Raw genomic sequence first — 14,130 nt, 5'->3', positions numbered from 1 at the left:
CTTCGCATCATTCGTCCAGGGCGAAGACCACCAGGTAGTCGCCCGTGCGGGTTTCCAGCCGCTGGTGCCCGGCAGCCCCGATGGCCACGTATTGCCGGCCCTGGTGCATGTAGGTCATGGGGCTGGCCTGACCGCCCGCGGGCAGGCGGCCGGACCACAGCAGGCGGCCCGTCTCGGTCTCGAAGGCGCGCAGCCAGTCATCCTGCGCGGCGGCGATGAAGGTGAGGCCCGAGGCCGTCACCAGCGGCCCGCCAATGTTCGGCGTGCCGGTCGCGATGCGCAGGAAGGTCGGCATCAGCAGCGGGCCGGTGTCGAAGCCCGTGCCCAGCGGCTGCGACCACAGCAATTGGCCGGTCGCCATGTCCGTGGCCGCGAGATACCCCCAGGGCGGCGCGATGCAGGGCACGTCCAGCGGCGAGAGCCACATGGGCCGCTGCACGCCATAGGGGGTGCCGGCCTGCGGCGCCGTCGCCTGGTCCGGACGCGCGCCGCCATCGCCCACGGCGCGATCCGTCACCTCGGCCTGCGGGATCATCAGCACCTGGTTGGGCAGGCGGCTGTGGTTGGTGATGGCGATGCGACGCGCCTGGTCCACGCCCAGCCCGCCCCAATTGATGCCGCCGATGGTGCCGGGGAAGAGCAGCATGCCGCGCCCCTCGGTCGTGGGCGGCGTGAAGATGCCCTCATAGCGCATCTGGTGGAACTGGATGCGGCACCAGGCGGCATCCAGCGGCGTCACGCCGAAGGTGTGGCGCGCGTCGACCACCTCGGGCATCGGGCCGGGGTGGCCAGCGAAGTTGGGGTAGAACACCGAATGTGGCTGGTCGGGCGAGATACGCTCGTTCGACAGCAGCGGGCCCTGGGGCGCGGGGCGGCGCTCGATGGGCCGCAGCGCCTCGCCGGTCGCGGCGTCCAGCACGAAGAGCGAGCCGGTCTTGGTGCCCTGCACCACCACGCGGCGCATGACGCCCTCGATCTCCATGTCCATCACCACCGGCTGCGCGCCGATGTCGTAGTCCCACAAATCATGGTCCACGGTGGCGAAGGACCAGCGGGTGGCGCCGGTGGCCAGATCCACGGCCACGACGGCGGAGGTGAAGCGATCCTCCTCTTGCGTGCGGTTGCCGCCCCAATGGTCCGCGCCCGAATTGCCGGTGCCGAGGAAGACGAGGCCCAACTGTTCATCGGCCGTGATCAGCGTCCAGACATTGGGCGTGCCGCGGGGGAAGATCTCGCCCGGCGCGAGCGGCGCCTGCGCGTCCGGCCGGTGCGCGTCCCAGGCCCAGAGCAGGGCGCCGCTGCGCGCGTCATAGGCGCGGACCACGCCGGAGGGCGCGTCGCGGCGCTGATTGTCGCTGACCTGCTGGCCGATGATGACGGCATCCCCCACCACGGCGGGGCCGGAGGTGCTGGAGGCGAAGCCGGGCTCGCGGATGCCCATGCCTTCCGTCAGGTCCACGATGCCGCCCTCGCCGAACTCGGCGCAGGGCGTGCCGTTGCGCGCATCCAGCGCGAAGAGGCGGCCATCGGCGGTGGTGGAGAAGATGCGCTCGCCACAGGCCTGGGCGCCCGGCGTGCCATGATGCCCCACCGCGCGGCAGGCCACGCTGAACAGGCTTTCCATGACGCTGGGCGAGGTTCGCGGGTCGAAATGCCAGCGCTCCTGCCCCGTGGCGGGGTCGAGGGCGAAGACCTGCCCGCTGGCGCTGCAGGTGTAGAGGCCATCGCCGATGACGAGGGGGGTGTTCTGCGCGGAGTAGAAGACGCGCTCATTGGGTGGAAGGTCGCGCGTGCGGTGGCGCCAGACCTCGCGCAGGCGCGAGACATTGGCGGGCGTGACCTGCGCGGCGGGCGAGTAGCCCTGGCCGAGATGCGAACCCGCATGGGCGCGCCATTCTGAGGCATCATTCCCCCCGGCCGGCACCTGCTGCGAGGCGAGCGCGGCGCCGGTCGTCGGCTCCATCGGCCGTTCCCAGAAGAAGGCGACGAGGCCCGCGCTGGCGAGAATGCCGACCCCCGCCGCCCCGCCCACGGCGAGGCCCGAACGCGGCACCCGCGCCAGGATGGAGGCCGCGAAGGTGAATGCCAGCAGGGCGAAGACGATGCCCACGCGCCCGGCCAGGTCGAAGCCCCAGGCCGGCATCCAGCCCTTGCCCGCGATTTCGAAGATGGCCCAGCCCAGCGCCACGCCGAAGGCGACCAGCATGGCCAGGCCCTCGGCCGCGCCAGGGCGGCGCCAGCCCAGGAAGGCCGCGATGACCAGCAGCAGGCCGCAGACGAGGTGCATGGGCGTGCCGCCGACCGCGACAAGCCAGCCGCCCAGCCCCGCCTGAGCGAGGCCCAGCAGCCCGACCACCAACAGCAGCAACAGGTGAACGACGCGCCACCCCCGTGACACGAAGAACCGGTCGCTCGGTTGCATGGCCATGGATGTCCCCTTCCGCGTTAAGAACACGTAACGCGCCGCAAGCGGGGGCGTTGCAGCGTCAGGCGCGGCGGGGCTCTGGGGTTGCCGGGCGGCGCAGGCGGACCATCACCTCCACCTCGCCCGGGCGTTCGGCCAGCGCCTGGCGCAGCAGGGCCAGCAGCGTCTCGGGCGAGACGTGGAGGTCCACGGTCTGCGCCGTCTCCTCATAGACCAGGTGGGAATGCGGCTCGGGCACCGTGTCGAAGACGGCCTCGCCGCCCGGGCTGGGCAGGCGGCCCAGCAGGCCGTGATCGGCCAGGGTGTCGAGCAGGCGCGCGACCTCGGTGGGCGGGGCCGCGATGCCGGCGGCGGCGGCCATGCGCGCGGCGGCGGCCGCGGTGAAATGCGTCTCGGCGTCGCCGCGCAACAGGGCCAGCAGCCGGGCCATCGGGCCCTGCGCGGGCAGGCCGGCGCGGCGCAGGGCCTCGCGCAGCGTGGCGTCCACGGCATAGGGCATGGCGTGATCCTCCCGGGGCGCCCTTGCTGGGCGGATTGCCCCGCCCTCGCGGCGGGGAGGCCGGGCCTGTGCAACGACAGGCCCGGCCGGGTTTCCGGCTTCGGTGTTGTCCCCGAAGCCGATCGGACGCCCGCCTCAGACCAGGTCGAAGCGGTCCGCGTTCATGACCTTGGTCCAGGCCGCCACGAAGTCCTTCACGAACTTGGCGTGCGCGTCGGACTGGCCATAGACCTCGGCCAGGGCGCGCAGCTGCGAGTTGGAGCCGAAGACCAGGTCCACCCGCGTGCCCGTCCACTTCACCTGCCCGCTCGCGCGGTCCCGGCCCGCATAGGTGCCGGGGTTGTCGGCGGACGGCGCCCAGGCGGTGTTCATGTCGAGCAGGTTGACGAAGAAGTCATTCGTCAGCACGCCCGGCCGCTGGGTGAAGACGCCGTGGCGGGAACCGCCCGCATTGGCGTCCAGCGCGCGCAGCCCACCCACCAGCGCCGTCATTTCCGGCGCGGTGAGACCCAGGAGCTGGGCCTTGTCCACCAGCATCTCCTCCGGGGCCACGGTGAAGTCGCGCTTCTGGTAGTTGCGGAAGCCATCGGCCTCCGGCTCCAGCGGCGCGAAGCTGTCCACGTCGGTCTGCGCGTCGGTGGCATCGGTGCGGCCGGGGGCGAAGGGCACCTCGATGGCGACACCCGCGGCCTTGGCCGCCTGCTCCACGGCCGCGCAGCCGCCCAGCACGATCAGGTCCGCCAGCGAGACCTTCTTGCCGCCGCTGGCCTTGGCGTTGAAGCCGGCCTGGATGGCCTCCAGCTTGCCCAGCACCATCGCGAGCTGCGCGGGGTTGTTGGCTTCCCAGTCCTTCTGGGGTGCCAGGCGGATGCGCGCGCCGTTGGCGCCGCCCCGCTTGTCCGAACCCCGGAAGGTCGAGGCCGAGGCCCAGGCGGTGGCGACCAGCTGCTGCGTCGTCAGGCCGGAGGAGAGGATCTCCGCCTTCAGCGCCGCGATGTCCGCCGCATCCACCAGCGCGTGGTCCACCGCCGGCACGGGGTCCTGCCAGATCAGCTCCTCGGCGGGCACATCCGGGCCGAGGTAGCGGACCTTCGGCCCCATGTCGCGGTGGGTCAGCTTGAACCAGGCGCGGGCGAAGGCATCGGCGAACTGGTCGGGGTTCTTGTGGAACCGCTCGCTGATGGCGCGATAGGCCGGGTCCATCTTCATGGCCATGTCGGCCGTGGTCATCATGGGCGGGTGGCGCTTCGTGGGGTCATGCGCGTCGCGCACCAGCGTCCAGGCCGCCTTGTCGGTGGGGTGCCACTGCCAGGCGCCGGCGGGCGACTTGTGCAGCTCCCACTCGAAGCCCAGCAGCATGTCGAAGTAGCCATTGTCCCACTTCGTGGGCTCGGGGGTCCAGGCGCCCTCGATGCCGCTGGTGATGGTGTCCACGCCCATGCCGCTGCCATGGGTGCTCAGCCAGCCCAGGCCCTGCAGTTCCATCGGCGCGGCCTCGGGCTCGCGGCCCACCAGCGCGGCGTCGCCCGCGCCATGGCACTTGCCGAAGGTGTGGCCGCCGGCCACCAGCGCCACCGTCTCCTCGTCGTTCATCGCCATGCGCGCGAAGGTCTCGCGGATGTCACGGCCGGAGGCGAGGGGGTCGGGCTGGCCGTTCGGGCCCTCGGGGTTCACGTAGATCAGGCCCATCTGCACGGCGGCGAGCGGGTTCTCCAGCTCACGGTCGCCCTGGTAGCGCTTGTCGCCCAGCCAGGTGTCCTCGGTGCCCCAGTAGATGTCCTCCTCGGGCTCCCAGATGTCCACGCGGCCGCCGCCGAAGCCGAAAGGCTTCAGGCCCATGGACTCGATGGCGCAATTGCCGGTGAGGACGAAGAGGTCGGCCCAGGAAATCTTGTTGCCGTACTTCTGCTTGATGGGCCACAGCAGGCGCCGCGCCTTGTCCAGGTTGGCGTTGTCGGGCCAGGAATTCTCGGGCGCGAAGCGGTGCGCGCCATTGCCCGCGCCGCCACGGCCGTCACCGGTGCGGTAGGTGCCGGCGGCGTGCCAGGCCATGCGGATGAAGAAGGCGCCGTAATGGCCGTAGTCGGCCGGCCACCAGGGCTGACTGACGGTCATCAGCGCCATGATGTCGCGCTTCAGCGCCTCGAGGTCGAGCTTCTTGAATTCCTCGGCGTAGCTGAAGGCCTCGCCCATCGGGTTGGACTTGGCGGAATGCTGGCTGAGGATGCGCAGGTTCAGCGCATTGGGCCACCAGTCGCGGTTCGAGCGGCCGGCGAAGGTGGTGTGGCGGGGTGTGGCCCCGTGCATGACCGGGCATTTGCCCGCGGTATTTCCGTCCATGTGTCGCCTCCGTGCTGGCTTCTGCGGTTGATCCGTCGTTGGGACGCGCGCCGCCCGGGTTGGGCCCGTTGCGGCCCGCCCCCCCTGGTGCGGTCTTGCCACAGGCTAGAGGCATCACGAGTATGAAGGGAACCACTTAATCTCAACTGTCGTCATAGATGCCATCTATGGCGCTTGCCATGGCCCCCGCATGAACCTCCGTGACCTCCGCTACATCCTCGCCATCGCCGAGCACGGGCAGTTCAGCCGCGCGGCCGAGGCCTGCGGCATCAGCCAGCCCACGCTGTCCGTGCAGGTCCGCAAGCTGGAGGAGGCGCTGGGCGTCACCCTCTTCGAGCGCGGCGCCAAGAGCGTGGTGCCCACCGATGCCTGCGACCGGCTGCTGGGCCATGTGCGGGGCGCGGTCGCCGAGGCGGATGCCATCCTGGCCGTGGCGCGCGACCTGCGCGACCCGCTGGCGGGTCGGTTCCGGCTGGGCATCATCCCCACGCTGGCGCCCTACCTGCTGCCGCTGATCTTTGCGCCGCTCCGCGAATCCCTGCCCGCCCTGGAGATCGAGCCCTGGGAGGACCAGACGCTGGCCCTGCTGGAGCGGCTGCGGACCCACCAGCTCGACGCCGCGCTTCTCGCCACCGAGGTGGATGGGCCGGATTTGGTCAGCGAGGCGCTGTTTGAGGAACCCTTCCTCGCCGCCCTGCCGCCCGACCACCGGCTGGCGGGGCGCGAACTGGTGGACGAGGCCGAACTCGCCCAGGACATCCTGGTGCTGGCGGACGGGCATTGCCTGCGCGACCAGGCGCTGGCGGCCTGTGGCCAGGCGGGGCTGCTGGGCAGCACGCTGCGCTCGGCCAGCCTCTCCACCCTGCTCAACATGGTGGCGGCCGGCTATGGCACGACGCTGATCCCGGGCCTGGCGGCCGGCGCCGCGCAAGATGCGGGGCTGGTGCTGCGGCCGCTCTCGGCGCGGGCGGGCCGCTGCATCCGCATCGTCTGGCGGGCGGGTTTTCCGCGCCGCGCGGCGGTGGAGGCGGTGGGCCAGGTCATCGCCGCCCGGCTGCGGCCCTTTGCGGAGGGGGCTGCCGCGGGCGCGGTGTGAGGCATCCTTGAGCGGCTGATTCACCGCTCCGGCGATTCCGCCTCCGCGGATCAGGCGCTAGCCTTCCCCTACCAGGACAGGGGAATGGCGCATGTGGGATGTGATCGTGGTGGGCGCGGGCTCGGCCGGGGCGGCGCTGGCGGCACGGCTGTCGGAAGACCCGCGACGCCGCGTGCTGCTGCTGGAGGCCGGGCGCGACTGGCGCCCCGATCAGGCGCCCCAGGCGCTGCGCAGCGCCAACATCATCCCCTTCATGCACGACCCCGCGCACCAGGCGGAATGGCAATGGCCTGGGCTGATGACGCGCCGCACCCGCGCCCAGGCGCCGAAATACTACTGGCGGGGGAAGGCCATGGGCGGTTCCTCCACGGTGAACGCGCAGATCGCGATCCGCGGCGTGGCGGCCGCCTTCGACGCCTGGGCCGAGGCGGGCTGCGAGGGCTGGGCAGCCTCCGACGTGCTGCCGCTGTTCGACCGCATCGAGGATGACGCGGAGTTCGGCCGGCAGGGCGGCCCGCTGCCCGTCTTCCGCATGCCCGTGGCCGAGTGGGGCGCGGTGGATCTTGGCTTCCGCGATGCGGCGCTCGCCGAGGGCCATCCCTGGATGGCCAACCTCAACGCGCCCGAGGGCGAGGGCGTGGCCTGCAACCCCATCAACCTGCGCAACGGCCAACGCGTCACCACCCATGACGGCTATATCGAGCCCGCGCGCGGCCGCCCGAACCTCGCCATCCGCGGCGAGGCGATGGTGGACCGCGTGCTCTTCGACGGCGCCCGCGCGCGCGGCGTGCGGGTGCGCTTCGGCAACGGCCCGTGGGAGGAGGTGGCGGGGCGCGAGGTGGTGCTGTGTGCCGGCGCCATCCACAGCCCCTGTCTGCTGATGCGCAGCGGCATCGGCCCGGCGGAGGCGCTGCGCGCGCTGGGCATTCCGGTGCTGCGCGACAATGCCGCCGTGGGGCGGCATTTCATGGACCACCCGGTGCTGCGCGCGAACCTCGCCCTGAAGCCCGAGCACCGCGCGGCAGGCCTGGATGCGCGGCACACCAATGCCTGCCTGACCTATTCCAGCGGGCTCGGCGGCGGCGGTGTGCGGGACATGATCATGGTGGCCTACAACCATCGCGGCCTGGATGCGTCGGGCATCGGCCCGATGGGGGCGGTGGCGGTGGGACTCTACGACGCCTTCTCGCGCGGCGAGGTGCGCCTCATCTCCGCCGACCCGGAGGCGCAGCCGGAGGTGGAGGAGAACATGCTCGACCATCCCGCCGACCGGCTGCGGATGCGCGACGGCATCCGGCGGCTGGCACGGCTTTGCGCCCAGCCGGCGCTGGCGGGGCTGGCGGAGGCCATCACCTTCAGCGAGACGGCGCTTTCCATGGAGGAAGCCGCCGTGCTGCCCGATGACGCGCTGGATGCGCTGATGCTGGAACACGCGAGCGACATCCAGCACGCCGCCGGCACCTGCCGCATGACCGCGCACGAGGATCCGCGCGGCGTGGTGGACCCGGATCTGCGGGTGCGTGGCGTGGAGGGGTTGCGCGTCGCCGACGCCTCCATCATGCCCACGGATTGCCGCGCCAACCTGCACTTCACCTGCGTGATGATCGGTGAGATGGCGGCGCGGCGCATCGCACAAGACAAGGGAAGGACAACGCCATGATCGAGGACCGGAAGATCACGCTGGGCCCGGGGCTCGTCTTCGACGTGTTCCTGGCCGGACCCGGGGACGCGCCGCTCGTGCTGCTGCTGCACGGCTTCGCCGTGTCACGCCACCTGTTCGACAAGCAGTTGCCCGCGCTGGCCGAGGCCGGCTATCGCGCCGCGGCGCCCAGCCAGCGCGGCTATTCGCCGGGCGCGCGGCCGGACACCACGCGGCACGCGAACTACGACATCGAGAAGCTGGTCGGCGATGCCATCGCCATGGCCGAGGCGCTGGCGCCGGGACGGCGCTTCCATCTGGTCGGCCATGACTGGGGCGGCAGCCTCGCCTGGGACATCGCGACGCGGGTGCCGGAGCGGCTGGCCTCGCTGACCATGCTCTCGCGCCCGCATCCCGGCGCCTTCGCCCGTGCCATGCGCGAGGACCCGGACCAGCCCCACCGCTCGCGCCACCACAAGGCCTTCCAGGAGGCCGATGCGGTGCCGAAGCTGCTGGCCGACAACGCCGCATGGCTGCGCACCCGCCATGCCGCCCAGGGCATCCCGCCCGAGGCGACGGAGAAGCACCTGGCCGTGATCGGCCATGCGGAGACGTTGGAGGCGGCGCTCGCCTGGTATCGCGCGCGCGGCCGCGTCTATCGCGACATCGGGAAGGTGAAGGTGCCCACGCTCTTCATCTGGGGTGATGCGGATGACACGGTGGGTCGCATGGCGGCGGAGGGCACGGCGGCGTTCATCGAGGCGCCCTATCGCTTCGAGGTGCTGGCGGGCGGCGGCCACTACACGCCCGACCAGATGCCGGAGCGCGTGACGGCGCTGCTGCTGGAGCACCTGCGCGCCTATCCGGTGTAGAGCGTTACTGAGCGGCTGATTCACGGCTTCGGAGATTCCACCGAAGCCGATCAGACGCTAGAGCGGGATGCGTTGAGGTGGAATCACCGAGAACGCTGAATCCCGCTCTCAACAAAGGTTAGAGCAGGCTACGTGAACGCATGTGAACGCAGCATGCTCTAGCTCCGCAGCCCCGGTGCCTCCTGCCCCGTGCGTGCCACGTATTCCGTGTAGCCGCCGCCGTAATCGTGCACGCCATCCGGCGTGACTTCCAGGATGCGGTTGGACAGCGCCGCCAGGAAGCGCCGGTCGTGCGAGACGAAGAGCATGGTGCCCTCGTATTCCGCCAACGCCGCGATCAGCATGTCCTTGGTCGCCATGTCCAGATGGTTGGTCGGCTCGTCCAGCACGATGAAGTTGGGCGGGTCGAACAGCATGCGCGCCATCACCAGCCGCGCCTTCTCGCCGCCCGAGAGCACGCGGCAGCGCTTGTCCACATCATCGCCCGGGAAGCCGAAGGCGCCGGCCACGCCGCGCAGCGCGGCCTGGTTCGCGCGGGGGAACTCATCCTCCAGCGATTGCAGCACGGTGCGTTCGCCATCCAGCAATTCCATGGCGTGCTGCGCGAAATAGGCCATCTTCACGCTGCCGCCGAGCGCCACGCTGCCCGTGTCCGGCGCCAGGTGCCCCGTGGCCAGCTTCAGCAGCGTGGACTTGCCCGCGCCATTGGTGCCCAGCACCGCGCAGCGCTCGCGTCGGCGCAGCAGGAAATCGAGGCCCTCATAGATCACGCGCGAACCGTAGCGCTTGTGCACGCCCTTGAGGTTCACCACGTCATCGCCCGAGCGCGGGGCAGGCTGGAATTCGAAGCTGATGGCCTGGCGGCGGCGCGGCGGCTCCACGCGCTCGATCTTGTCGAGCTTCTTCACGCGGCTCTGCACCTGGGCCGCGTGCGAGGCGCGGGCCTTGAAGCGCTCGATGAACTTGATCTCCTTGGCCAGCATGGCCTGCTGGCGCTCGAACTGCGCCTGCTGCTGGCGCTCGGCCATGGCGCGCTGGGCCTCGTAGAATTCGTAGTCGCCGGCATAGCTGGTCAGGCTGCCGCCATCGATCTCGATGATCTTGTTGACGATGCGGTTCATGAACTCGCGGTCGTGCGAGGTCATCAGCAGGGCGCCGTCATAGCCGCCCAGGAAATTCTCCAGCCAGATCAGGCTTTCCAGGTCCAGGTGGTTCGAGGGTTCGTCCAGCAGCATCACGTCCGGGCGCATCAGCAGGATGCGGGCGAGCGCCACGCGCATCTTCCACCCGCCGGAGAGCTTGCCGACATCGCCCTCCATCATCTCCTGGCTGAAACCGAGCCCGTCCAGCACCTCCCGCGCGCGGCCTTCCAGCGCATAGCCGCCCAGCTCCTCGAAGCGGGCCTGCACCTCGCCGAAGCGTTCCAGCACGGCGTCGAAATCCGTGGTGTCGGGGTCGGCGAGGGCGGCTTCGAGGTCGCGCAGCTCGGCGGCGACGGCACTGACATCGCCCGCGCCCTCCATCACCTCGGCCACGGCGCTGCGGCCGGACATCTCGCCCACATCCTGGCTGAAGAAGCCGATGGTGACGCCGCGGTCCACCAGCACCAGGCCCTCGTCGGGCGGTTCCTTGCTGGTGATCATGCGGAACAGCGTGGTCTTGCCCGCGCCGTTGGGGCCGACCAGGCCGATCTTCTCGCCGCGCTGCAGGGCCGCGGAGGTCTCGATGAACAGCAGCTGCCGTCCGTTCTGCTTGCTGATGTTGTCGAGGCGGATCATGGGGTGGCGCGTGGCTCCGGCAATGGCGGGCCGCTTATGGCATGGCCCGCCGGCTCAGGCGACCGAGCCCCCGTGCCAGCGCAGATGGAGGGCGGGCAGCTCCATCTGCGCCCGCAGACCCTCCGGCCGCCAATCCAGGTGCATCTCCCCGCCGAGCTGCCGGCGCATGGTGGCCTCGATCAGCGTGGCGCCGAAGCCACGCCGTTTGGGCGGCCCGGCCACGGGTGGCCCGCCCCGCTCATGCCAGGACAGCAGCAGGCCGCCCGACGGGCTGCGCCGCCATTCCACATCCACCTCGCCCCCGGGCACCGAGAGCGCCCCGTGCTTGGCCGCGTTGGTCGTCAGCTCGTGCAGCGTCATGGCCAGTGGCTGCACGGCGGCCGGCGCCAGTTCCACCTCCGGCCCCGCCACTTGGATGCGCCCGCGCAGCTCGTCCGCCGCCTTGTCCTGGTAGGGCGCCAGCTCGGCCTCCAGCACGACGGCGAGGGAGGCCCCCTTCCAGCTCTCGCGCGCCAGCAGCGTGTGGGCGCGGGCCAGCGCCGTGATGCGGCCGGACACCGCGGCGCGGAAGGCCGCGGGGTCCTCCGCGCGGGTCAGCGCCACGACCGACTGCGCGACGGCCAGCGCGTTCTTGGCGCGGTGGTCCACCTCATGCGCCAGCAGCGCCTGGCGCTCCTCGCCCTCCTTGCGGGCGGTGATGTCGATGACCACGCCGGGGAAGCGTGCGGGCTTCCCCGAGAGGTCATGGTAGCAGCGGCCGCGCGCCACCACCCAGCGGATGCGCCCCTGGGCGTCCACCACCCGGTGTTCGGCCGCGTAGTCGCCATGGGAGTTCGGGCGGATGGCCTCGTCCAGCAGCGCATGGACGCGCGCCTGGTCGTCGGGATGGATGCCGGCCAGGAATTCCTCCACCGGCACCCCCTCGGCGGCGCGCGCCGGCGGGACGCCGAAGAGGCTGGCATAGCCCGCATCGGCGATCATGCCGCCGTTGGGCACGTCCCAGTCCCAGGTGCCGATGCCGCCCGCGGCTTGCAGGGCGAAGCGGAAGCGCTCCTCGCTGGCGCGCAGCGCCTCCTCCGCCTCCCGCCGCGCGGTCACGTCGCGCGAGGTGCCGGCCGCGCGCAGCGGCGCGCCGGTCTCGGGGTCGGTCTCGACCAGCACGCCATAGCTTTCCATGTGCAGCCAGCCCTGGCCGTCGGGCCGGCGCACGCGGTATTCCATGCGGTATCGGGTGGTGTGCCCGTTGGCGAGGAGGTTGAAGGTCTCGCGCACACGGGCCGCATCCTCGGGATGCACCACCTTGGAGAAGAAGTCCTCCACCGTGTACCCCGCGAGCGGCAGGCCGGGCCGGGGCGGGATCACGCGGCCCTCGCGCGACATGGTGCCGGTGCGCAGATCCACCTCCCAGCTGCCCAGCCCCGCGACCTCCATCGCCATGCGCAGCCGGGCCTCGCTGGTCGCGAGCGCGGCTTCGGTCTTGCGCTGCTCGGTCACGTCGAGCGCGATGGCATAGAGCAGGGGCCGTCCGTCCAGTTCCAGCGGCACCGTCGTCACCAGCACGTCGCGCATGGTGCCGTCGCGGTGGCGGTGGCGCGTCTCGCGCGGGCCGCCGGCGCCACGCGGGCGGGGCGCGCCGTGGCGCGGGCCGGCGTCGAGATCGGTGAGAAACATGCCCCGCAGCGTCTCCGGCGGGTGGCCCAGCATGGCCGTCGCGGTGGCGTTGCAGTCCAGGATGCGGCGCGTGACGGCGTCCGCGAGGTAGGCGGCCACGGGCGCCGACTGGAACAGCGCGCGGGAACGCGCCTCGGCCGAGGCCAGCGCCTCCGCCGCCGCGCGGGCCGCGCCCACATCGGTGAAGGCGCAGACCGCGAAGGCGATCTCGCCCATGGCGTCGCGGATCGGCGCGGCACTGACCTCGAGCCAGGTCGCCTCGCCATTGCCGCGCTCGTAGCGCATGTGCTGGCCATCCACGCATTCGCCGAAGAGCAGCGCCCGGAGGATGGGGAAATCCTCCGGCCGGTAGGGCGTGCCGTCGGGGTGCGCGGCGGGATATTGCCGGTAGGCTTCCAGCTCCGGCGTTTCCGCCAGTTCGTGGCCCAGGATGCGCTCGGCCCGGGCGTTGTGGAACATCAGGCGGCCCGTGGGCGCCTCGGCGATGCTGATGCCCACGGGCAACTGCTCCAGCACCTGGCGCAGCCTTTCCTCGCTCTGCTGGCGGACCTGCAGCAGGGCGGCGGCATCCTCGGCGCGGCGGCGCAGCGCGGCCTCCGCGCCGGCGAAGCCCAGGCGCAGCTCCTCCAGCTCCCGGATGGCGGTGGGGACCAAGGCCGGAGGAGCAGGGAACGGCCCTTCGGGCCCCGGGGCCATGGTCTCGCGCGCGATGGCGCGGGCATGGGCGGCCAGCGCGCGCGCGGGGCCCAGCAATTGCCGGCCCAGCAGCCAGGCCAGCAGCCCGGTGAGTGCGGCCGCGACCAGCCCGCCCACCAACAGCCATTGGGCGGGCGCGCGCAGCATGGCCAGGTGGGCATCGAGCGGCACACCCAGCGTCAGCGTCCATCCCGGCAGCCCCGGGATGCCGGTGACGCCCAGAAGCCAGGGCGCGCCATCGGCGTCCCTGGCGGGGAAGGCCGCCGCTCCGCCCTCCTGCCAGGTGGCGTCGGCGGGACGCGTGACGCCCGCGGCGCCGCGCCCTGCCTCGGCCACCCGTTGCCCCGCCGCGTCGGCGACGATGATGAACCCCCCGGTCGGGACCATGTGGGCGCTGACACGCTCCCGCAGGGCGTTGGGTGGCAGGGTGGCGCCCAGGAGGCCCAAAGGCCGCCCCTGCTCTCCCACCAGCGGCAGGAAGAACGCAAGCCGCGCCCCATCCGGCCGATCCGCGAAGAGGAGGTCACTGACCGTGACGGCGTTGGTGGCCAGCGCGCGGGCCGCGGCCGCGGGCGCAAGCTGGTATGGCGGGATCTCGCCGGGGGCGGCGTTGATGCGGAGCCATTCGCGCCCGTCCAGATCGGTGAGGGAGAGAAGGGCGCCGAGCCGCGCCGTAAGCTGCCGGGCATGGGCGGTGAAGTGGGTCAGGTTGTCGGGATCGGGGCCGGTGTCGCGCATTGCGGAGAGAAGAGGGTCGGTGGCGAGGCCCTCCAGCACCGTGCGGGTCAGCGCGACATCCTGCTCCACCGCCATGGCGAAGGTATGCGCGACGCGGCCGACGCGGTCATCGAGCCCCCCCCGCACCCCTTCGGCCGCGATCCAGGCCGCGACCATCGTCAGCAGCACGACGGGCAGCACGGCCGCCAGGACGAGGCCCAGCAGCCATGTGCCGACGCCCACCTGCAGGCGCGCGGAAGGGGGCTCGGCCCGCGGCGCGGCCGCGCCGGGTGGGAGGTCGGGCGGCGTCAGCGGCAGGGCGCGCGTCCGGGCGGAAGGCGGGTCGGCGCAGGTATCATGGAAGGTTCGACGAAAAGCCTGGCGTCATGCTTGGCCA

General features: G+C 71.8%; 8 protein-coding genes. 3 read left to right on the top strand and 5 right to left on the bottom strand.

Going from position 1 to position 14,130, the window contains the following annotated elements; all coding sequences use genetic code 11:
• Positions 1–7: 7 nt before the first annotated feature.
• The 3 genes from GGQ83_RS00645 to katG form a co-directional block, all read right to left on the bottom strand.
• Complete coding sequence (locus GGQ83_RS00645; RefSeq protein WP_184381667.1) at positions 8–2,428, bottom strand: outer membrane protein assembly factor BamB family protein; 2,421 nt, start codon at positions 2,426–2,428, stop codon at positions 8–10.
• Positions 2,429–2,486: 58 nt separating this feature from the next.
• Positions 2,487–2,924 carry a helix-turn-helix domain-containing protein gene (locus GGQ83_RS00640; protein WP_184381666.1) on the bottom strand — a complete coding sequence of 146 codons (438 nt, stop codon included), beginning with the start codon at positions 2,922–2,924 and terminating at the stop codon, positions 2,487–2,489.
• Between the two features lie 135 nt (positions 2,925–3,059).
• Positions 3,060–5,264 carry a catalase/peroxidase HPI gene (gene katG, locus GGQ83_RS00635; RefSeq protein WP_184381665.1) on the bottom strand — a complete coding sequence of 735 codons (2,205 nt, stop codon included), beginning with the start codon at positions 5,262–5,264 and terminating at the stop codon, positions 3,060–3,062.
• A 190-nt stretch (positions 5,265–5,454) separates the two neighbouring features.
• On the opposite strand from katG, the gene GGQ83_RS00630 reads away from it, so the two are divergent.
• The 3 genes from GGQ83_RS00630 to GGQ83_RS00620 all read left to right on the top strand — a co-directional run bounded on the left by GGQ83_RS00630 (position 5,455) and on the right by GGQ83_RS00620 (position 8,871).
• Positions 5,455–6,360 carry a LysR substrate-binding domain-containing protein gene (locus GGQ83_RS00630; protein ID WP_184381664.1) on the top strand — a complete coding sequence of 302 codons (906 nt, stop codon included), beginning with the start codon at positions 5,455–5,457 and terminating at the stop codon, positions 6,358–6,360.
• Positions 6,361–6,451: 91 nt separating this feature from the next.
• Positions 6,452–8,020, top strand: a complete 1,569-nt coding sequence (locus tag GGQ83_RS00625; RefSeq protein WP_184381663.1) for a GMC family oxidoreductase — start codon at positions 6,452–6,454, stop codon at positions 8,018–8,020.
• Positions 8,017–8,871, top strand: a complete 855-nt coding sequence (locus tag GGQ83_RS00620; protein ID WP_184381662.1) for an alpha/beta fold hydrolase — start codon at positions 8,017–8,019, stop codon at positions 8,869–8,871. The genes GGQ83_RS00625 and GGQ83_RS00620 overlap by 4 nt, the downstream gene beginning before the upstream one ends.
• 158 nt (positions 8,872–9,029) lie before the next feature.
• On the opposite strand, the gene GGQ83_RS00615 is transcribed toward GGQ83_RS00620, so the two are convergent.
• On the bottom strand, positions 9,030–10,649 hold the full coding sequence (locus GGQ83_RS00615) for an ABC-F family ATP-binding cassette domain-containing protein (protein ID WP_184381661.1): 1,620 nt from the start codon (positions 10,647–10,649) through the stop codon (positions 9,030–9,032).
• Between the two features lie 54 nt (positions 10,650–10,703).
• Complete coding sequence (locus GGQ83_RS00610) at positions 10,704–13,976, bottom strand: PAS domain S-box protein (protein ID WP_184381660.1); 3,273 nt, start codon at positions 13,974–13,976, stop codon at positions 10,704–10,706.
• Between the last annotated feature and the right edge of the window lie 154 nt (positions 13,977–14,130).

The organism is Roseococcus suduntuyensis (assembly GCF_014196305.1).
GTDB classification, from domain to species: domain Bacteria; phylum Pseudomonadota; class Alphaproteobacteria; order Acetobacterales; family Acetobacteraceae; genus Roseococcus; species Roseococcus suduntuyensis.
The sequence above is the reverse complement of the archived record's forward strand: the minus strand, read 5'-3'. Positions and strand labels throughout refer to the sequence as shown.